19 protein-coding genes are annotated in these 19,883 nt (G+C 74.3%); 11 read left to right on the top strand and 8 right to left on the bottom strand.

Annotation, left to right across the window (positions count from 1 at the left end):
* Nucleotides 1–24: 24 nt before the first annotated feature.
* The 3 genes from GGQ55_RS22085 to GGQ55_RS22095 form a co-directional block, all read right to left on the bottom strand.
* Complete coding sequence (locus tag GGQ55_RS22085) at nt 25–570, bottom strand: YbhB/YbcL family Raf kinase inhibitor-like protein (protein ID WP_179720453.1); 546 nt, start codon at nt 568–570, stop codon at nt 25–27.
* 83 nt (nt 571–653) lie between these two features.
* Nucleotides 654–1,910: an RNA polymerase sigma factor gene (locus tag GGQ55_RS22090; protein ID WP_179720455.1), complete on the bottom strand. Its 1,257-nt coding sequence runs from the start codon at nt 1,908–1,910 to the stop codon at nt 654–656.
* Entirely contained in the window at nt 1,907–2,272 is a 366-nt protein-coding gene (locus tag GGQ55_RS22095) for a YciI family protein (protein ID WP_179720457.1), read from the bottom strand. The genes GGQ55_RS22090 and GGQ55_RS22095 overlap by 4 nt, the downstream gene beginning before the upstream one ends.
* A 108-nt stretch (nt 2,273–2,380) precedes the next feature.
* Between GGQ55_RS22095 and GGQ55_RS22100 the strand changes: the two genes are divergently transcribed.
* Nucleotides 2,381–3,112 carry an HAD family hydrolase gene (locus GGQ55_RS22100; RefSeq protein ID WP_179720459.1) on the top strand — a complete coding sequence of 244 codons (732 nt, stop codon included), beginning with the start codon at nt 2,381–2,383 and terminating at the stop codon, nt 3,110–3,112.
* Complete coding sequence (locus tag GGQ55_RS22105; RefSeq protein WP_179720461.1) at nt 3,109–5,478, top strand: glycoside hydrolase family 65 protein; 2,370 nt, start codon at nt 3,109–3,111, stop codon at nt 5,476–5,478. Before GGQ55_RS22100 ends, GGQ55_RS22105 begins: the two co-directional genes overlap by 4 nt.
* Nucleotides 5,479–5,579: 101 nt before the next feature.
* Here the strand turns inward: GGQ55_RS22105 and GGQ55_RS22110 are convergent, their stop codons facing one another.
* Genes GGQ55_RS22110 through GGQ55_RS22120 form a run of 3 tightly spaced genes read right to left on the bottom strand, consistent with a single transcriptional unit; the run spans nt 5,580 to nt 8,066 of the window.
* On the bottom strand, nt 5,580–6,284 hold the full coding sequence (locus GGQ55_RS22110) for a M50 family metallopeptidase (RefSeq protein WP_179720463.1): 705 nt from the start codon (nt 6,282–6,284) through the stop codon (nt 5,580–5,582).
* 46 nt (nt 6,285–6,330) lie between these two features.
* Nucleotides 6,331–7,125 (bottom strand): ABC transporter permease, encoded by a 795-nt coding sequence (locus tag GGQ55_RS22115; protein WP_179720465.1) that lies wholly within the window; start codon nt 7,123–7,125, stop codon nt 6,331–6,333.
* Entirely contained in the window at nt 7,122–8,066 is a 945-nt protein-coding gene (locus GGQ55_RS22120) for an ATP-binding cassette domain-containing protein (protein WP_366489987.1), read from the bottom strand. Before GGQ55_RS22120 ends, GGQ55_RS22115 begins: the two co-directional genes overlap by 4 nt.
* Before the next feature lie 90 nt (nt 8,067–8,156).
* Here GGQ55_RS22120 and GGQ55_RS22125 point away from each other — a divergent pair, with 90 nt between their 5' ends.
* Nucleotides 8,157–8,921, top strand: a complete 765-nt coding sequence (locus GGQ55_RS22125; protein ID WP_179720469.1) for a TetR/AcrR family transcriptional regulator — start codon at nt 8,157–8,159, stop codon at nt 8,919–8,921.
* Here the strand turns inward: GGQ55_RS22125 and GGQ55_RS28010 are convergent.
* Nucleotides 8,908–13,980 carry a SpoIIE family protein phosphatase gene (locus GGQ55_RS28010; RefSeq protein ID WP_179720471.1) on the bottom strand — a complete coding sequence of 1,691 codons (5,073 nt, stop codon included), beginning with the start codon at nt 13,978–13,980 and terminating at the stop codon, nt 8,908–8,910. The two genes, GGQ55_RS22125 and GGQ55_RS28010, sit on opposite strands and share 14 nt — an antisense overlap.
* Nucleotides 13,981–14,173: 193 nt before the next feature.
* On the opposite strand from GGQ55_RS28010, the gene GGQ55_RS22135 reads away from it, so the two are divergent.
* The 7 genes from GGQ55_RS22135 to GGQ55_RS22165 all read left to right on the top strand — a co-directional run bounded on the left by GGQ55_RS22135 (nt 14,174) and on the right by GGQ55_RS22165 (nt 18,139).
* A complete protein-coding gene (locus GGQ55_RS22135; protein ID WP_179720473.1) occupies nt 14,174–14,821 on the top strand; it encodes a LysE family translocator in 648 nt (215 codons plus the stop codon).
* A gap of 36 nt (nt 14,822–14,857) precedes the next feature.
* Entirely contained in the window at nt 14,858–15,103 is a 246-nt protein-coding gene (locus GGQ55_RS22140; RefSeq protein WP_179720475.1) for a hypothetical protein, read from the top strand.
* 70 nt (nt 15,104–15,173) lie between these two features.
* On the top strand, nt 15,174–15,725 hold the full coding sequence (locus GGQ55_RS22145) for a cysteine hydrolase family protein (protein ID WP_179720477.1): 552 nt from the start codon (nt 15,174–15,176) through the stop codon (nt 15,723–15,725).
* 81 nt (nt 15,726–15,806) lie between these two features.
* Nucleotides 15,807–16,268 carry an SRPBCC family protein gene (locus GGQ55_RS22150; protein ID WP_179720479.1) on the top strand — a complete coding sequence of 154 codons (462 nt, stop codon included), beginning with the start codon at nt 15,807–15,809 and terminating at the stop codon, nt 16,266–16,268.
* Nucleotides 16,265–16,609: an ArsR/SmtB family transcription factor gene (locus GGQ55_RS22155; RefSeq protein ID WP_179720481.1), complete on the top strand. Its 345-nt coding sequence runs from the start codon at nt 16,265–16,267 to the stop codon at nt 16,607–16,609. Before GGQ55_RS22150 ends, GGQ55_RS22155 begins: the two co-directional genes overlap by 4 nt.
* Before the next feature lie 4 nt (nt 16,610–16,613).
* On the top strand, nt 16,614–17,060 hold the full coding sequence (locus tag GGQ55_RS22160) for an SRPBCC family protein (protein WP_179720483.1): 447 nt from the start codon (nt 16,614–16,616) through the stop codon (nt 17,058–17,060).
* 857 nt (nt 17,061–17,917) lie between these two features.
* On the top strand, nt 17,918–18,139 hold the full coding sequence (locus GGQ55_RS22165) for a hypothetical protein (RefSeq protein ID WP_179720485.1): 222 nt from the start codon (nt 17,918–17,920) through the stop codon (nt 18,137–18,139).
* 8 nt (nt 18,140–18,147) lie between these two features.
* Here GGQ55_RS22165 and GGQ55_RS22170 read toward each other — a convergent pair whose 3' ends face one another.
* The gene (locus GGQ55_RS22170) at nt 18,148–18,561 is read right to left on the bottom strand and encodes a hypothetical protein (RefSeq protein ID WP_246323852.1); all 414 of its coding nucleotides are present in this window, start codon (nt 18,559–18,561) and stop codon (nt 18,148–18,150) included.
* A 92-nt stretch (nt 18,562–18,653) separates the two neighbouring features.
* Between GGQ55_RS22170 and GGQ55_RS22175 the strand changes: the two genes are divergently transcribed.
* Nucleotides 18,654–19,874, top strand: a complete 1,221-nt coding sequence (locus tag GGQ55_RS22175) for a MalY/PatB family protein (protein ID WP_179720487.1) — start codon at nt 18,654–18,656, stop codon at nt 19,872–19,874.
* The last annotated feature ends 9 nt before the right edge of the window (nt 19,875–19,883 follow it).

A 19,883-nucleotide genomic window follows, 5' to 3' on the forward strand; every position in this document is an offset into this window, starting at 1 on the left:
GGTCAAGCGCGCGAAACCGCGGGGTCACGACTCGAAGGTGGCGACCAGGGTGCCGCGGGCCAGGGTGTGACCGAACAGGTTGAACCCGTGGAAGGCCGGCGACCCCTCCGCCGGCACGCCCAGGTCGTCGGTGTCCAGCGCGTGGACGACGAAGTAGTACCGGTGCGGACCGTGCCCGGCCGGCGGCGCCGCGCCGATGTAGCCGGCGAAGCCGCCGTCGTTGCGCAGCATGTACGCGCCCTCGGGCAGGTTCGCGCCGCCCTCCTCGCCGGCCCCGGCGGGCAGCTCGGTGACCGACGCCGGGATACCGGTGACGATCCAGTGCCAGAACCCGCTGGCCGTGGGCGCGTCCGGGTCGTAGCAGGTCACCGCGAAGCCGCGGGTGCCCTCCGGGAAGCCCGACCAGGATAGCTGGGGGGAGCGGTCCTCGCCGCCCTCGACGCCGAACCGGCCGCTGGCGTGCGGCATGGGCAGCGTCTCGCCCTCGCTGATGTCGGTGCTCGTCACGGCAAAGCTCGGCACCTGGGGCAGGAAGTCGTAGGGGTTGGGCGGCACGGGCCGGTCGGCCATGGAGAGCTCCCTCGGTCTCGGGCGGACGACGTCAACGCCTGCGACCCTAGGCCCCGCCGGACGACGGTGCAGCGCTCAACCAGTCAGGCTCCGTCAGCCAGTTCGTGCAGCCTGCCCTGCAGGAACGCCCGGTCGGCCGGATCGGCGGCCAGGAAGAGGGCGTGCCGGTAGTCGGCCACCGCCCCTGAACGGTCGCCGCTGCGCCGCCGCAGGTCGGCCCGGGCGGCGGGCAGCCACGGGTAGCGGGCCAGCGCCGGATCGGCCGCCACCTCCTCGATGGCGCGCAGGCCCGCCAGCGGCCCGTCGACCTCGGCGACGGCGACCGCGCGGTTGAGCGCCACCACCGGGGTCGGCCACTCGGCGAGCAGCGCGTCGTAGAGCCGCAGCACCTGCGGCCAGTCGGTGGCCGCGGCGTCCGGCGCGCGGGTGTGCTCGGCCGCGATCGCCGCCTGCAGGGTGAACCGGCCGGCCGGGTGGGGCATCAGCTCGCGCACCAGCGCCAGGCCCTCGGCGACCGCGGCCCGGTCCCAGCGGGCGCGGTCCTGGTCGGCCAGCAGCACCACCGACCCGTCGGGGGAGCGGCGGGCGGCGTCGCGGGCGCCGGTCAGCAGGGCGAGGGCGAGCAGCCCCCGGGCCTCCGTCTCCTCCGGCGCCAGGCGCACCAGCGCCCGGGCCAGGAGCAGCGCGCGGGCGGCGAGCCCGTCGTCGGCACCCGGTGACTCGTGCGCGCAGGTGAGCACCAGGTGGACGACGTCCAGCGCGCCGGCCACCCGCTCGTGCCGGTCGGCCGGCCCGGGCAGCCGCAGCGGGATCCCGGCGGTCGCGATCTTCTTCTTCGCCCGGGTGAGCCGGGCCGCGGTCGTCGGCTCCGAGGTGAGCATCACGCGGGCGACCTGCGCCGTCGGCACGCCGCACACGGCCCGCAGGGTCAGGGCGAGCCGTGCCTCGGGGGAGAGGGCGGGGTGGGTGCACAGCAGCACCAGCCGCAGCAGGTCCTCGCCCTCGTCGGTGGCCTCCCCGGGTGGGGACGACGGCGCGCCGTCCCGGGTGAGCCGCTCGACCTCACCGACGAGGGCGGGCAGCGCGCGCCGCTCGGTGGCCAGCCGGCGCAGCCGGTCGGTGGCCCGGTTGCGGGTGGCGGTGGTCAGCCACGCGGCGGGGTTGGCGGGCACGCCGTCGGTGCGCCAGGTGCGCAGGGCCGAGGCGAACGCGTCCTGCACGCACTCCTCGGCGGCGTCGAGGTCGCGCAGCACGCGCACCGTCGTCGCCACGAGCACCGGCCACTGCGCCCGGTGCGCCTGCTCCAGCGCCGTGCCGACGGCGTCCCCGCCGGGGGTCACTCCCCGAACTTCCAGATGGGCCGGACCTCGACCCCGCCCTGGCTGACCGGGCACTTCTTGGCCAGCTCGAGCGCCTGGTCGAGATCGCGGGCCTCGATCAGGTAGTAGCCGCCGAGGGCCTCCTTGGTCTCGGCGAACGGGCCGTCGGTGAGCAGGGGCTCGGCGTCGGCCGCGTCGCGGCGCAGCGTCGAGGCGGTCTGGGTGGACTGCAGGGCCTCACCGCCGAGGATCTGCGCGCCCTCGGCCGCGGCGACGGCCTCGGCGAACAGGCCGTGCCGGGCCATCTCGGCGGCGATCTCCTCGTCGCTCGGGGCGGCCCAGCGCGACTCGTCGTCGTACAGCAGGAACAGGTACTGCGGCATCTCACACCTCCGTGGCTCCGGCCGGGCTCTCCGGCCTGCACCTCAACGACGTGCGACGCCGCGTCGATCGACACGTCGCCGCGAATTTCTTCCCGGTAGCGTCCTCGCGTGCTCGGTCTCCCGGACTCGGTCCGCGCGTGCCTGTTCGATCTCGACGGCGTCCTGACCAGGACGGCGACGGTCCACTTCGCCGCCTGGAAGCGCACCTTCGACCAGTTCCTCCACGAGCGGGAGCCCGGCATGCCGGAGTTCACGCAACTGGACTACAACCGCTACGTCGACGGCCGGCCGCGGGCCGACGGCGTCCGCGGGTTCCTCGAGAGCCGCGGCATCCACCTGCCCGAGGGCAGCCCCGGCGACGACTGGGCGGCCGGCACCGTGCAGGCGATCGCCACCCGGAAGAACGACGCCGTGCTGCAGGAGCTGGAGGAGCACGGCATCGAGGTGTATCCCGGCTCGGTGCGCTACCTGCACGCGGTCAAGGAGGCGGGGCTGGCCACCGCCGTGGTGACCGCCTCGGCCAACGGCCAGCAGGTCATCACGGCCGCCGGCTTCGCCGACCTCATCGACGTCCGCGTCGACGGCATCGTCGCCGCCCGGGAGGGGCTGCGCGGCAAGCCGCACGCCGACACGTTCCTGGCCGGTGCCCGGGCGCTCGGGGTGGAGGCGGCGCAGGCCGTCGTCTTCGAGGACGCGCTGTCGGGCGTGGAGGCGGGGCGGGCCGGCGACTTCGGGTTCGTCGTCGGGGTGGACCGGGTCGGCCAGGCCGACCAGCTGAAGGAGCACGGCGCCGACGTCGTCGTGCAGGACCTCGCGGAGCTGCTGGAGGGCGAGAAGTGACCGAAGGGCGGGCCAGCTTCCCGATCGAGCCGTGGTCGCTGACCGAGGTCGGCCTCGACCACTCCTCGCTCGGCGTGCACGAGTCGGTGTTCGCGCTCGCCAACGGGCACATCGGCATGCGCGGGTCGTTCGAGGAGGGCGAGCCGGTCGTCGTCCCGGGCACCTACCTCAACGGCTTCTACGAGGAGCGCCCGCTGCCCTACGCCGAGGCCGGCTACGGCTTCCCCGAGTCGGGCCAGACGGTCGTCAACGTCACCGACGGCAAGCTCATCCGGCTGCTGGTGCGCGACTCCCCGCTGGACCTCAACTACGGCGAGATCATCGAGCACCGGCGCACCCTCGACCTGCGCGCCGGGGTGCTGCGGCGGCTGACCGAGTGGCGCGCGCCCAACGGCCGCGCCGTCCGGGTCACCTCCACCCGGCTGGTGTCCCTGGTCCGCCGGTCGATCGCGGCCATCGAGTACGAGGTCGAGTGCATCGACGACCAGGGCGACCTCTACATCGCCCTGCAGTCGGACCTGCTGGCCAACCAGACGCAGACCAGCTCCGGGCCCGAGGACCCGCGGGCCTCCGCCGAGCTGGGCCGGGCGCTGATCAACGAGATCACGGTCGGCCGCGGACGCCGGGCGGTGCTGGTCCACCGCACCCAGCGCAGCCGGCTGCGCGTGGCGGCCGGGATGGAGCACCAGGTCGAGGTGCCCGACACCAGCAGCGAGGACCTCGAGTACGGCGCCGATCTGGCCCGCTGGACGCTGGCCGCGCGCCTGCCGAAGGGCACCACGCTGCGGATCGTGAAGTTCCTGGCCTACGGCTGGTCCTCCCGCCGGTCGGCCGAGGCGGTCCGCGACCAGGTGGAGGCGTCGCTGGCCACCGCCAAGCTGGCCGGCTGGGAGCGGCTGCTGCGCGAGCAGCGGGAGCTGCTCGACCAGCACTGGGACGAGGCCGACGTGGAGATCGAGGGGGACGCCGAGCTGCAGCAGGCGGTGCGCGTGGGCATGTTCCACGTCCTGCAGGCGGGCCTGCGCGCCGAGCGCCAGCCGATCCCGGCCAAGGGGCTGACCGGCCCGGGCTACGACGGGCACACCTTCTGGGACACCGAGACCTACGTGCTGCCGGTGCTCACCTACACCGCGCCCGAGGCGGCCCGCGACTACCTGCGCTGGCGGCACTCGACGCTGGACAAGGCCCGCGACCGCGCCCGGGTGCTGGGGCTGCAGGGGGCGGCGTTCCCCTGGCGCACAATCCACGGGGAGGAGACCTCGGGCTACTGGCCGGCCGGCACGGCGGCCTTCCACATCAACGCCGACGTGGCCGACGCCGTCGTCCGCTACTGGCACGCCACGCTCGACGAGGATTTCGACCGCGACTTCGGCGCGGAGCTGCTGGTCGAGACCGCGCGGCTGTGGGCCTCGCTGGGCCACTTCGACAAGGAGCACGGCTTCCGCATCGACGGGGTGACCGGCCCCGACGAGTACACCGCCGTCGTCGACAACAACGTCTACACGAACCTGATGGCGCAGCGGAACCTGCGCGAGGCGGCCAACGCGGTGAAGCGCCAGCCCGACGTGGCCGGGCGGATGGACGTGTCCGACGCCGAGGTGGAGGAGTGGCTGCGGGCGGCATCGCTGATGGCGGTGCCCTACGACACCCAGCGCGGGGTGCACATGCAGTCCGACGCGTTCACCCACCACGAGGAGTGGGACTTCGCGAACACCCCGCAGGACAAGTACCCGCTGCTGCTGCACTACCCGTACTTCGACATCTACCGCAAGCAGGTGATCAAGCAGGCCGACCTGGTCATGGCCCTGCACCTGCGCGGCGACGCCTTCACCCTCGAGGAGAAGATCGCCGACTTCGCCTACTACGAGGCCCGCACGGTGCGCGACTCGTCGCTGTCGGCGGCCCAGCAGGCCGTCGTCGCCGCGGAGACCGGGCACCTGCAGCTCGCCCACGACTACTGGGGCGAGGCCGCGCTGACCGACCTGCAGAACCTGCACCACAACTCCGGGCACGGGCTGCACATCGCCTCGCTGGCCGGCGGCTGGACGGTCGCGGTCGCGGGCTTCGGCGGCATGCGCGACCACGAGGGGCAGCTGCAGTTCGCGCCGCGGCTGCCCGAGCGGATCACCCGGCTGAGGTTCCGCGTGGTCTACCAGGGCAGGACCCTGTCGGTGACCGTCGAGCCGACGCAGGCGACCTACCGCCTCCAGGACGGCGAGCCGCTCGACATCCGCCACCACGGCCGGCAGGTGACCGTCGACCACGAGGACCTCGAGCTGGAGATCCCGACCGCGCCGCAGGTCGAGCCGGTGCACCAGCCCCAGGGCGCCGAGCCCCGCCGCCGCAGCCGCCCCGCCTCGGACTGAGAAAGGACCCCCTGCCCCCCACCGCTCGCACGCTCGCGGCGGGGGGCAGGGGGTCGTTCCACTCACTCACCTCGACCGTTATCCCTAACACAGGATCGGCGTCAGCCGACGAGCCACCAGGCGCCGAGGGTCAAGGCAGCGAGGTCGACAACCAGGAAGACGCCGACCCAGACGACGGCCGGCAGCCGGGTGAGCCGGGCCAGCTGGTCGGCGTCGGAGTCCGGTGCCCGGCGGCGCCGGCGGGAGCGCTGCAGCTCGAACACCGTCTTGGGCGCGGCCAGCAGGAGGAACCAGGTGCCGACGGCGGCGAAGCCGGCCTGGCCGGTCGGCGGCAGCCACCAGGTCGCGGCGAAGACGACGAGGCCGGTGACCAGCACCGACCACAGCCCGTACCAGTTGCGGATCTGCAGCAGGAGCAGGGCGAGCAGGAGCAGCAGCGCCCACAGCAGCCCGACGGCGTGCCCGGCCGCGAGCAGCGCCGCCGCGCCCAGCCCGAACAGGGCCGGGCCGGTGTAGCCGGCGGCGAGGGTGAGCACCATGCCCAGCCCCGTGGGCCGCCCGGCCGACACGGTCAGGCCCGAGGTGTCCGAGTGCAGCCGGATGCCGGAGAGCCGTCGTCCGGCGGCGAGGGCGACCGCGCCGTGCGCGCCCTCGTGGGCGATGGTGACGGCGTTCCGGGTCAGCCGCCACAGGGTGGGGGAGAGGACCAGCAGGAGCGCGGCCGCGGCGGTGCCGAGCAGCACCGACGTCGGCAGGTCGGGGACGACGGCGGTGACCCGGTCCCAGAACCGGCCGAGGGCGTCCACGGGCCCCAGCCTCGCAGCCGCGGCTGTGCGACGGCCGCAAGGACACTCAGCTGCGGGTGCGCCGCCGGAACGCCCACCCGGCCGCGGTCGCCGAGACGACGAGCAGCCCGGTGCACCAGGCGAGCGCCAGGACGCCCGAGCTGCCGATCGCCGTCCCGGTCAGCAGCCCGCGGACCGTCTCGATCACCGGGGTGATCGGCTGGTGCTCGGCGACCGCGCGCAGCACCGCCGGCATCGTGCGGGTCGGCACGAACGCGCTGCTCAGGTACGGCAGGAACAGCATCGCGAAGCTCAGCGCGTTGGCGGACTCGACGCTGCCGGCCAGCACGCCGAGGAACGCGGCGAGCCAGGACAGCGCGAGCACGTAGAGGAGCAGGACGCCGATCGCCAGTAGCCACTCGACCGGTCCGGCGTCCGGCCGGAAGCCCATGCCGATCGCGGCGAGGACGACGACGGCGGTGGACAGCGCGTTGCGGGCGACGCTGGCGACGACGTGCCCGGTCAGGACGGCGGAGCTGCGGATCGGCAGCGAGCGGAGCCGGTCGACCATGCCGCTGCTCATGTCGGTCGCGACGGCGGTCGCCGTGGCGGCGGCCCCGAAGCCCGCGCAGAGCAGGATGATGCCGGGGACGACGTAGTCCACGTAGTCGCCGCCGGTCCCGATCGCCCCGCCGAAGACGTAGACGAACAGCGCCATGAGCGTCAGCGGCAGGACGACGGACATCACCAGCGTCTCGACGTCGCGGCGGGTGAGCCGCACGCTGCGGCCGATCATGGTCAGCGCGTCGCTGAGCGCGGCGCGCGGCCCGGTGTGGACGGGTAGGGAAGTGGCGGCGGTCATCGGGTCTCCAGGAGCTCGGTGGCGGGGCGCGCGGTGAGGGCGAGGAAGACGTCGTCGAGGGTCGGGCGGGTCGACGAGATCCGGTCGACGGCGATGCCGGCAGCGGCGAGCTCGTCGAGCACCCGGTGCACGTGGGCGGCGCTGCCGTCGGTCGCCAGCCCGAGCCGCAGGGCGGCGGGGTCGGTGACCAGGGGAGCGGGGGCGAGCGCGTGCGCGGCCTCCTGCCACGAGCCGCGGTCGCGGAAGGTGAGCTCGAGGCGTTCGCTGCCGACGGCCGCCTTGAGCTCGTCGGCGGTGCCCGACGCGGCCACGCGACCGCCGTCGATGAGCACGATGCGGTCGGCGAGCCGGTCGGCCTCCTCGAGGTACTGGGTGGTGAGCACGATCGTGGTGCCGGCGGCGACGAGCTCGGCGACGGCGTCCCACATGGTCAGCCGGCTCGCCGGGTCCAGCCCGGTGGTCGGCTCGTCGAGGAACACGACGCGCGGCCGGGCGACCAGGCTCATGGCCAGGTCGAGGCGGCGGCGCATGCCGCCCGACCACGTCTGCACCCGCCGGTCGCCGGCCTCGGCCAGGTCGAAGCGCTCCAGCAGCTCGGCCGCCCGGCGGCGGGCTCCGGCCCGGCCGAGGTGGGCGAGCCGGCCGGCCATGACGAGGTTCTCCCGCCCGGTCTGCCGGTCGTCGACGGCCACCGACTGGCCGGTCAGGCTGATCGCGGCGCGCACGCGGGCCGGCTCGCGGACGACGTCGTGACCGGCGACGGTCACAGTGCCGGCGTCCGGGCGGGTCAGCGTGGTCAGGATGCGGACGGTCGTGGTCTTGCCCGCGCCGTTGGGGCCGAGCAGCGCGAGGACGGTGCCCTCGGCGGCGCTCAGGTCGACGCCGGTGAGCACCCGGTGCTCGCCGAAGGACTTCTGCAGGTTGCGGACCTCGACGATCACGGCCCCTCCGACGGGTGAGAGCGGATATGCGTATCGAATACGCATTAAAGCGTATGGCATACGCTGAGGGAAGTCCGATCGGGGAGGGACATGGCCGACGAGCCCGAGCTGCCGCGGGAGGTCGCCCTGCTGTGGGGGCGCCGGCCCGCCGGGCGCCGCGGTCGGCGCCCGACCCTGGACGTCGAGGAGATCACCCGCGCCGCGGTCCGCATCGCCGACGCCCACGGGCTGGCCGCCGTCTCGATGGCGCGGGTGGCCCAGGAGCTGGGCAACGCCACCATGGCGCTCTACCGGCACGTGGCCGGCAAGGACGAGCTGCTGCTGCTCATGGCCGACGCCGCGATCGAGGAGCCGCCGGAGAGCCTGGACGGCGACTGGCGCGAGCAGCTGACCACGTGGGCGGGCGCGGTCCTCGCGGCCATCCGCCGGCACCCGTGGCACCGCGAGATCCCGATCAGCGGGCCGCCGATCGGCCCGCGCAACCTCGCCTGGTTCGACCGCGCCCTCGGCGCGCTGGAGTCCACCGGGCTCGGTGAGGCCGAGAAGGTCTCCGTCGTCCTGGGCCTGCTGCTGCTCGTGCACGGCCAGGCGCGGCTGAGCATCGACCTGGCGGCCGGCTTCGCCGAGGACCCGGAGTCCTTCGGCGCCGGGTACGCCGCGGCGCTGACCGCGGTGGTCGACCCGGCGCGTTTCCCGGCGCTCGGCCGGGTCATGGCCGCCGGGGTGTTCGGCGCCGGCGGTCCGGGGGCCGACCACGCGGCCCCGCCGGAGGGGTTCGACGAGCTCGACGCCGAGTTCCGCTTCGCGCTGGGCTGCTACCTCGACGGCGTGGAGGGCTTCCTCAGCCGCCGGTGACGAGGGCGCCGAGCCCGGCGAGCTCGAGGATCCGGGCGGGCGAGCTGCCCGGGTCGACCAGCACGCGCAGCGGTCGGCCGGCGGCCCGGCAGCGGTCCGCGGCCTCCAGCAGCAGGCCGACGCCGGCGCTGGCCAGGTAGGTGACCCGCCGCAGGTCGACGATCGCCTCGCCGTTGCCGGAGCCCAGCGCGGCGAACAGCCCCGGGGTGAGGTCCTGGACCGAGGCGAGGTCGAGCTCACCGGCCAGCTCCACCCCGCCGCTGACGACCTCCAGCGTGGCGCCGTGCCCGCGCGCCGTCTCGGGGAGGTGCCGACGCGGCCCCTCGTCGCGGACGGGCAGGGGCGGCACGCGGAAGCGGATCGTCGTCCCGCCGTCCGGGCTCTGCTCGACGGTGACGTCCTCGGCGAGGCGGCGGATGAGCAGCAGCCCGCGGCCGCGGAACCCGGCGTCGGCGGGGATCGGCCGCCATGTGCCGAAGTCCTGGATGCGGGCCTCGATCGCGCCGTCGGGCCGCCGGGCCAGGCGGACGGCGCACGTGCCGGCGGTCTGGTCGCGGTAGGCGTGCTCGACGGCGTTGGCCACCGCCTCGCCGACGGCGAGCTGCAGGTCGTCGAGGGTGTCCTCGGCGATGCCGACGTCGCTCGCCCAGGCCAGGACGGCGCGGCGCAGCCCGGCCAGCTGGGCCGGATCGGCCGGCAGCCGCAGCTCCAGCGGCTCGGGGACGAGCCGGGCCGCGATGAGCGCCACGTCGTCGGGCTGGTCGGTGTCGGCCAGGATCTCGTGCAGCAGCAGGCTGGCCAGCCGGTCGGGCGCCTCGGCCCCGTGCCGGCGGACGGCGGCGGCCAGCCGGTCCAGGCCGTCGTCGAGGTTCTCGCCGCGCCGCTCGACCAGTCCGTCGGTGTAGAGCAGCAGGACGTCGCCCGGCTCGATGTCGGCGGTTCCCTCGGTGAACGGCCGCCGGCCGGGGACACCGAGCACGGTGCCGGCGCCTTCGTCGGCCAGGAAGTGGGTCCGCCCGTCGGAGAGCAGCAGCGGCGGCGGGTGACCGGCCCGGGCCCACCGGATCGACCCGCGGCCCCAGTCGAGGACGAGGCACGCGGCCGTGGAGGCGGTGGCTCCGGGCAGCCGCGCCGCGAACCGGTCGAGCAGCTCGAGCGCCTCGGCGGGGGAGTTGCCCGTGAGCAGCGCCGTCGACAGCGCGCTGCGCAGCTGACCCATGACGGCGGCCGCCGCCGGGCCCTGGCCGACGACGTCGCCGACGGCGATCGCGACGCAGGTCTCGTCGAGCGCGACGACGTCGTACCAGTCGCCCCCGGCCTGCGTGCCCGCCGCGCCGGGCAGGTACCGGGCGGCCAGCGCGAGCCGCTCCAGCCCGGGCAGCTCCTGGGGGAGGAGGTTGCGCTGCAGCGTCTCGGCGATGCGCTGCTGCGCCCGGTAGAGCCGGGCGCGGTCCAGCGCCTGCCCGCACTGCTCGGCCAGCGCGAGCAGGGTGGCCCGCTCGGTGGGCGACAGCCGGCGCTCGGTGGTGAACCCGACGGCCATCGCCCCGATGACCGGACCGCCCGCGGTGAGCGGCAGCGCCACGCCGCCGACCGTGCCGAGCATGCGCATGTTCTCGACCAGCTCGGGGTGCCGGTCGGGGTGCCCGGCCAGCCAGGCGGAGAAGTCCTCGAACCACTGGGGACGACGCTCGTGCACGGCCTGGGTCAGCGGGCGCACGGTGGACAGCGACAGGGTGCGCCAGCGCGCGGCGCCGAGATCGGGTTGCAGCGCCGTGAGCACCCGCTGCGAGGGGTCCACCTCGTACACGGCCACGTCGCTGCCCGGGCCCAGCAGCTGGCGGACGTGCTCGCTCGCGGTCACGCCGACCGAGGTGGGGGTGGTGGCCGCCGACAGGGCGGCGGTGGCCCGCTGCAGCAGGGTGAGCCGTTGCGCGCTGGCGCGCTCCTCGGCCAGCAGCAGCGCGTTGTCCAGGACGAGCGCGGAGCGCGCGGCGATCTCCTCGACCAGCTCCCGGTCGTCGTCGGTGAAGCCCGGCGACTCCGGCCGCCGGCCGAGCCCGACCACCGCCAGCACCCGGCCGCGGACCACCAGGGGAACGGCCATCTTCGAGTTCGCGTCCAGCCGGCGGCGCAGATCGGCGGGGCCGGCGCCCAGCGACCCGATCACCGGCACGCCGGACGGCGCGGCGCGGACCACCGTCCGCCGCGTCTCGACCGCCTCGAGCGCGGGCTCGGTCTGCTCCTCCATGGTGGCGATGACGGCCTCGGTGGCGTCGTCGAGCGCGGCGATCGCGACGCGCCGCAGCCGGCCGTCGTCGTCCGGCCGGCGGACGTCGCAGGAGTCGGTGAGGCGGGTGTCCACCAGCAGCCGGGCGACCGCGCCGAGCTGCTCGTCGATGCCGGTCGCCCGGTCCAGCGACGTCCCGACCTCGGCGAGCAGGTGCTGGCGCTGGCTCTCCCGGTACCGGGCGTTGATGTCGGTGCAGCTGCCCACGAACCCGGCGCCCCCGCCGAGCGGGACGGCGCGCTCGAGCAGCCAGTGGTAGGCGCCGTCGGCCCGGCGCAGCCGGTACTCGATCTCCCACGGCCGGTGCGCGGCCACGGCGGGGGCGACGACCTCGAGGTAGCGGTCGCGGTCGTCGGGGTGCAGCCGCTCGCGCCAGCGGTGCTCGAGGTCCTCGGTCGCGTCCGCGCCGGTGAACTCGCGCCAGCCGGCGTTGAGGAAGCCCCGCTGCCCCCGGGCGTCGGCCACCCAGATCAGCGCGGGCGCGAGGTCGGCCATCGCCCGGAAGCGCTCCTCGGCGTCCCGGCGGACCCGGCCGAGCTCCAGGTGCGCACCGACCCGCGCGATGAGCTCGCGGGCGGAGAAGGGCTTGACGAGGTAGTCGTCGGCGCCGGCGGCGAGGCCCTCGACCGCCGCCTCCTGGCCGGCGCGGGCCGACAGCAGCAGCACCGGGACGCGGGCGGTCCGGTCGTCGGCCCGCAGCGCCGCGAGCAGTTCCATGCCGTCCAGCCGCGGCATCATGACGTCGCTGACCACGAGGTCGGGCGGATCGGCCAGCGCGGCCTCGAGCGCCGCCTGCCCGTCGGGGACCACCTCGACGCGGTAGCGCGTGGACAGCAGCCGGCGCAGGTAGTCGCGCATGTCGGCGTTGTCGTCGGCGACCAGCACGCGCCCGGGCGCCCGGGCCAGGGGGTCGGCGCCCGCCGGGTCGCTGACCGGCAGCGCGGGGGAGGGCTCGTCGGAGTCCGGTAGCCACCGCAGGGCCTCGGCGACGAACGGCGCGGCGGCAGCGGAGACCCCGGAGCCGGCCGCCGCGGAGGCCACCTGGTCGGCCGGCAGATGCGCCGAGCCCAGCGGCAGCCGGACGGTGAAGGTGGTGCCGACGTCGGGCACGCTCTCGGCGGTGATCGTGCCGCCGTGCAGGCCGATCAGCTCGCGGACCATCGCCAGACCGATGCCGCTGCCCTCGCCTGAGCGCGAGCGGGCCCGCTCGACCCGGTGGAAGCGCTCGAACAGCCGCGGCAGCTCGTCGGCCGGCACGCCGGTGCCGGTGTCGCTCACGGTCAGGACGGCGGCGGCGTCGTCCTCGCGCAGGGTGACGGTGATGCCGCCCTCGAAGGTGAACTTCACCGCGTTGGAGAGCAGGTTGAGGACGACCTTCTCCCACATGTCCCGGTCGACGAAGACGGTGTGGTCCAGCGGCGGGCAATCCACGCTGAACTCCAGGCCGGCCCGCTCGACCGCGGAGCGGAACACGCTGGCGAGCTCCGCGGTGGTCGCGGCGAGGTCGACCGGCTCGAAGCGCGCCTGGATCCGGCCGGCCTGCAGCCGGGAGAAGTCGAGCAGGGTGTTGACCAGCTTGCCCAGCCGGCCGGCGTTGCGCTCGATGACCGCGAGCTCCTCGCGGGCTCGGTCGTCGGCGGTCACGGCGGGTGAGGAGCGCAGCTCGGCCAGGGGGCCGGTGATCAGGGTCAGCGGGGTGCGGAACTCGTGGCTGACGTTGGCGAAGAAGTCGGTCTTGGCCCGGTCGAGCTCGGCGAGGGCTTCGGCGCGGCGCAGCTCGGCCTCGTAGCTGCCGGCGTTGACCAGCCCGGAGGCGATCTGGTTCGCCAGGAGTTCCACGAAGCCGCGGCAGGCGTCGTCGAAGGCCCGGTGCGGGTTGAGCCCGACGACGAGGAATCCGGTCACCGGCCCGCGCTCCGGGGCCGCGGAGGAGCTCAGCGGGACGGCGACCGCGGTGTGCGGCGGCTGCTGCCAGGCGCCGGTGGGCAGGTCGGTGAACCGGTCGGCGAGGTCGTCGACGAGGACCTGCTCGCCGTCGCGCAGCCGGTCGAGCGGCCAGGCGGGGCGCGGGTCGTCGGCGGCGATCGCCTCGGGGGCCGCGGGGGAGCCGGGCGCGATGCCGGAGGTGGCGGCCAGCCGGGCGGTGCCGTCGTCGTCCACGAGGTAGGTGGCGGTGAACGGGAGGTCGGCCAGGTTGCGGCCCAGCTCCCGGGAGACGGCAGCGAGCACGTCGCGCTCGGTGCGGGCGGCCGTGACGGCGGCGGCCAGGTCGCGCAGCGTCCCCACGCGTCGCTCGCCGAGCACGCGCTCGGTGGTCTCGACGACGACGCAGAGCATCCCCTCGGTACGGCCGTCGTCGCCGTCGACCGGGCTGTAGGAGAAGGTGTGGTAGGTCTCCTCGGGGTAGCCGCTGCGCTCGAGGAACAGCAGCAGGTCCTCGTCCCAGGTGGCGACGCCGGTGTCGAGCACCGACCGGATCCGCGGACCGATGTCCTGCCAGATCTCCGCCCACATCTGCGACGCCGGCCGGCCCAGCGCCCACGGGTGCTTGGCCTGCAGGGTGTCGCGCCAGTAGGCGTCGTTGTAGAAGGCGGTCAGCTCCGACCCCCACGCCGCCCACATCGAGAACCGCGACGTCAGGACGATCCGCACCAGGTTCCGCAGCGCGGCCGGCCAGGTCTCCGGCCGGCCGACGGCGGTGGTGGTCCAGTCCCGCTCGGCCATGGCGCGGCCCAGCTCGCCCCCGTTGCGGAAGAGCGGGTCGTCCATCCGCCTGACCACCTCTTTCGTGCGCGCGCCGAGCGCCGTCCGTTCCGGCCCCGGCAGTGGGGGAGACCCCCACCGCGCATCCGGTCGCAGGCGGTCCACCGACCGCTCGCGCGCCGGTGGGCCGTAGCCCACTGGATTGTGCCAGTCCCTAACTCGATCGACTTCTCGGACCGGGGCCTGCGACGATCGGGTGGTGGACGTCCTCGCCTCGCTGCCGGCCTTCGTGCTGGCGGTGCTGCTCATCTCGGCCTCGCCCGGGCCGGCGATGGCGCTGATCTTCCGGCGGGCGGCGCTGCGCGGGTGGGGCGGCGCGGTGCCCACCGTGCTGGGTCTGGAGCTGGGGCTCTACGTCTGGGCGCTGTTCGCCGGGGCGGGGTTCGCCACCCTCGTGGCGGCCTCCGAGGTCGCCTACCTGGTGCTGCGGGTGGTCGGTGCGGCGGTGCTGCTCTACCTCGGCCTCAAGGCGCTGCGGACGGCCTGGCGGGAGCGGCGCAGCGGAGGAGCGGGGGAGCCCGCCGCGGAGGTACCGGTCACCGGGCGCCGCTGGTGGGGCTCGTTCGCCGAGGGCGTCGTCGTCCAGCTGGCCAACCCGAAGGCCGCCGTCTTCATGATCGCGTTCTACCCGGCGTTCGTCCCGGCCGACGGACCGGTGTTCACCACGACGGCGCTGCTCGGGCTGCTGCAGATCACCCTGGAGACCGGGCTGTACCTGGCGCTGGCGGCCGGCGTGGCCCGGGCCGGGGCCTGGTTCCGCCGCCCGCGCATCCGCGCCCGCGTCGAGGCGATCAGCGGCACGGTGCTCGTCGGGCTGGGCCTGCGGGTGGCGACGACCGCCCGCTGACCTGCGCGTCCGCGGTTCGTGAGCGACGATCCTCGGGTGAGCAGGATGCGGTACAAGCCCAGCAAGCCCGTCGCGGTCTTCACCGCGGTCGTCGGGGCCGCGATGCTGGTCTTCGGGATCGTCGAGTTCGGGTCCTCGGGCAGCGGCGGGGGCAAGGCCTTCCTCGTCGTCTGGTGCGTCTTCCTCGTCGGCATGGTCTCGCTGAACCTGTGGGCCGCCTTCTCGGAGAAGGGGTCGCTGGCCACGTTCACCCGGGTGGACGACGATCCACCCTCCCGGTGACGGGGGTGTCTTTTCCGTCGGTGCCACGGCTTACCGTGACCGCGCCCGTCCGCCTGGCTGAGGAGATGCCGTGAGCACGCTGCCCGACCGCCCGAACACCGCACTGCTCGTGATCGACGTCCAGCAGGGTGTCGTCGCCGAGGCGCACGAGCGCGACGCCGTCGTCGCGAAGATCCGCTCGCTGGTCGACCGGGCACGGGAGAGCGCCGTCCCGGTCGTGTGGGTGCAGCACTCCGACGACGGCCTGCAGCAGGGCAGCGACGCCTGGCAGTACGTGCCGGAGCTCAGCCGCGAGGACTCCGAGCCGCTGGTGCACAAGACGTTCGGTGACTCCTTCGAGGGCACCGACCTGGAGGACGTGCTGGCGCGGGCCGGGATCGGCCGGCTGGTGGTGACCGGCGCCCAGACCGACCAGTGCATCCGGTCGACCATCCACGGCGCCTTCACCCGCGGCTACGACGTCACGCTCGTCGGCGACGCGCACACCACCGAGGACCTGTCGACCTGGGGTGCGCCGCCGCCGGACAAGGTCATCGCGCACACCAACCTGTACTGGCAGGAGCAGGCCGCGCCCGGGCGCACCGCTCAGGTCGTCGAGGCGGCCACCGTCGACTTCGGCTGACACTCATGCGCAACCGATAGTTGCGTTTGCGGGATCCCCGGCCTAAGCTCTTATGCAACCGATGGTTGCAGGAGGGTGATCGTGGAGTTCGCGAGTATCGAGCGGGAGATCTTCGTCGAGGCGTCGCCGGAGATCGTCTTCGACGTGGTGAGCAGTCCGGAGCACGTCAAGCAGTGGTGGCCGGACGACGCCCGCTACGACGTCACGCCGGGAGCGACGGGGGAGGTCGTCTTCGGCGACCCGGACGACGGTGGGGGAGCCGCGTCGTTCACGGTCGTCGATGTGCGGCCGCCGCACCTGTTCTCGTTCCGCTGGACGCACCCGGCCGGGCAGGAGGCGCGCGAGGGCAACTCGTTGCTGGTGACCTTCAGCCTCGCGCCCTCGGGAGAGGGAACCGTGCTCCGGATGACCGAGACCGGCTTCCGCGAGATGGGCTGGGAGGCCGCCGTCCTGGAGCAGCAGTACAACGAGCACGTCCAGGGCTGGGACTTCTTCCTGCCGCGCCTCGCGCCCTACGCCGAGAAGCTGGAGGCGCGGCAATGACCAGCGCGGTGGCCGAGGCCGTCGACGACGACCTGTGGTCTGCGATCGGCGATCCGACCCGGCGCCGCATGCTCGACCTGCTGCTCGCCGGCGGCGACGGCACGGCGACCACGCTGAGCCAGCAGATGCCGGTGACCCGTCAGGCGGTCGCCAAGCACCTGGGCGTCCTCGACCGCGTCGGCCTGGTCCGGGCGACGCCCGCGGGCCGCGAGCGTCGCTACCGGGTGGACGAGGCCCAGCTCGAGCGGGCGGTGGCGCAGTTGACCTCGGTCGGAGCCGCGTGGGACGCCCGGCTGCAGCGGATCAAGCGGATCGCCGAGGCGATCCAGAGAGGGGTGTGACGAAATGGCCGACATCCTGCACCGGATCGGGACCGAGACCCCGACGCCGGACGCGGTCTACGAGGCGTTGACGACCGTCGACGGCCTCGCCGGGTGGTGGACCGACGACGTCCAGGGCAGTGGCGACGTGGGCGACGTCCTCCAGTTCCGCTTCCCGCCGGTCGGCGGCTTCGACATGGAGGTGCTCGAGCTGCGGCCGCGTGAGCGGGTGGCGTGGCGGGTGGTCGACGGCCCGGCCGAGTGGATCGGGACGACCGTCGAGTTCGACCTGCGCCAGGACGGCGACTACACGATCGCGCTGTTCGCCCACCGGGGCTGGCGCGAGCAGGTGGAGTTCATGCACCACTGCAGCACCAAGTGGGCCGGCTTCCTGCTGAGCCTGAAGTCGCTCGTCGAGACCGGCAAGGGCGCACCCGCGCCGCGGGACGTGACGATCAGCGACTGGCACTGAGCCCGGCGCCGGACGGCGATGCGTCACTGTGACGAATCATGGTGACGGTCGCCGGGTCGGGGGACGAGCGGGACGGGCAGATCAGCGACCGGTGCCGAGCCGCTGTGCCGACGGGGATGCGTCACTGTGACGAATCGGGGTGTCGGCTGCCGGGTCGGGGGACGTGTGTCCGGCAGTTGATCGCCCGCGGTTCACCCGCTTCATCGGCTTCACGGTCCGGGCGAGGCGCCGGAAGCGCGGGCGAGGTCGCTGAGATCGCCGGCCTCGCGGCGACCGCGCGGGCGCCGGCATCGCCGTCACGAGTTGCAGCATCGGCACCAGGCTGCTCGGCGGCGGAGGCGGCGGAAACCTGGGGCAGGCGGGGGGTCTCTCCGGATGACTTGTCATAACGTGTCTTATCGGAGGAAGGAATCGAGCTGGAGAGGGGGTGGACAGGCGTTCGACCGGCCACTTCGTCCCCGGGCGCCAAAGCCGGCTCTGTCGAGCCGACTGAGTCGTTCGCGCCGCTGTCGCCCGCCCGGACATCGGCCGACCCGTCCGCGCGCTGACACGACGACCGGCCACGACGGCCCCGCAGCGCTGCCGTTCCGGCGTCGATCGCCCCGCCCGCCCGAGCCGGCAAGCCATGATCAACTCCCCTGTCATGATCAACTCGGCCGACCGGCGTGATCGCCGACATCGCTCGACGGCTCCGTCGTCCGCCAGGGCCTGACCGGACGCCGCGCCCCCTTACTCCCCATCCGCTGACACCTCCCTGCTTACGTCACAGTGACGGAAGTGCCGTGGTGTCAGCGGATGCACCGATGCGCATCTGCGTCGTCCCGTTTCGCCGGGACGGCACCGGGCACGGTCGGTGCATGCAGATCCGACGTCCGCTCGCCGGCCTGTTCGTCACGCTGACGCTGTTCGGCGGTGGTGCGGCGTTGGCCGGCTGCGGCGATCCGACGAGTGGGAACACCGGCACACCGAAGGACACCGCGTCGACGACGCCGACGCAGTCAGCGGACAACACCGTGGAGGACAACGGGGGCCGCGAGACGAGCTCCACCAACACCGAGAACGGCGGTGGCAACGGCTGACGGAATCCTCAGCCGGCGCGCTCGGTGACCCAGAGGCGGTCGAGCCGACCCGTCGAGCGCAGCAGGTCGGCCAGGGACTGTTCCAGCTCGGCCTTCGTCGGCTTCTCGGTCAGCAGTGTCTGGACATCCTCGAGGGCGCAGCGCAGCTGGTACAGCCGGTCCTGCAGCCCGTCGAGCTCCGAGCGGGTCACCAGGACGACGTCGCCGGACAGACCGGCCTTGCTCGTCGCCGTCCGCTGCTCGTAGGCCCGCTGACGACAGGCCTGACCGCAGTACATCCGCGGTCGCCCGACGGAGCCCTGCTGGGGCAGCACGCGCCGGCACCAGCCGCAGCGCCGCTGCTCGGCGCTCTCCCGATGCCGCTCGGTCAGCGGGCGCGGGGCCTCCTCGGTCGTCCCGGCCGACTGCTGCTGCTGTGCCACGGTGCGCACGCTAGACACGGCACCGGCCACAATCCCAGCGGACACGCCACAGGCCAGGACAGTCCGCATTCCTCCGGCACAGGGGGCACACCATGACCGATCCGGCACCGGACGACGCCGCGCCGTCCTTCGACCTGCTGTCCGAGGAGGCCCTGCGGTCGGCGGGCAGCCTCAAGTGGACCCGCTACGGCCCGGCCCTGGGCGCCTTCGTCGCGGAGATGGACTTCGGCACCGCGCCGGCGGTCACGCGGGCGCTGCACGCGGCGGTCGACGGCAACCGGTTCGGCTACCTGACCGAGCAGCTGTCGGCCGAGCTGGCGGAGGCCTGCGCCGGCTGGCAGCAGCGCCGCTACGGCTGGACGGTGCCGCCGGCCCGGATCAGCCCGGTCGCCGACGTCCTGGCGGCCCTGCAGGCGGTGATCGAGCACTACACGCCCCCGGGCAGCCCGATCGTGCTGCCGACCCCGGCCTACATGCCGTTCGTGACGCTGCCGGCCATGCTCGGCCGCCCGCTGCTGGCGGTCCCGTTCACCGAGGACGACGAGGGCCGGCCGACCTACGACCTGGACGCCCTCGAGCGGGCCTTCGCCGCCGGCGGGCGGCTGCTGGTGCACGTCAACCCGCACAACCCGCTCGGCCGGGTGTTCACCGCCGAGGAGCAGCTGGCCCTGGCCGACGTCGTCGAGCGGGCCGGCGTCCGGGTGTTCGCCGACGAGATCCACGCCCCGCTCGTGCACCCCGGCGCGGTGCACCGGCCGTACGCGTCGCTGTCCCCGGTCACGGCCGGGCACACGATCACCGCCACGTCGGCGTCCAAGGCGTTCAACCTGCCCGGCCTCAAGGCCGCGCAGCTGCTGTTCTCCAACGAGGACGACGCCGCGCTGTGGGCCGAGCGCGGCTACCTGTACGTGCACGGCGCGTCGACGCTCGGCGTCCTGGCCAACACCGCCGCCTTCGCCGAGGGCGAGGCGTGGCTGGCCGACGTGCTGCGCTACCTGGACGGCAACCGCCGGAGGCTGGCCGACCTGCTCGCCGAGCACCTCCCCGAGATCGGCTACCGCCCGCCGGAGGGCACCTACCTGGCCTGGCTGGACTGCCGGAAGCTCGGCCTGGGCGACTCCCCCGGCGCGTTCTTCCTCGACGAGGCCGGGGTCGCGCTGGTCGACGGCCGCGAGTGCGGCGATCCGGGAACCGGGCACGTGCGGCTCAACTTCGGCACTCCCCGGCCGGTCCTGACCGCGATCGTCGAGCGGATGGCCGCCGCGGTCCGGCGCGCCGGAGGCGGTCCGCAGCAGGTGAGGGGGGCCAACTAGCGTGGTCAC

Origin of the sequence: Petropleomorpha daqingensis (genome assembly GCF_013408985.1) — a bacterium.
GTDB classification, from domain to species: Bacteria; Actinomycetota; Actinomycetes; order Mycobacteriales; family Geodermatophilaceae; genus Petropleomorpha; species Petropleomorpha daqingensis.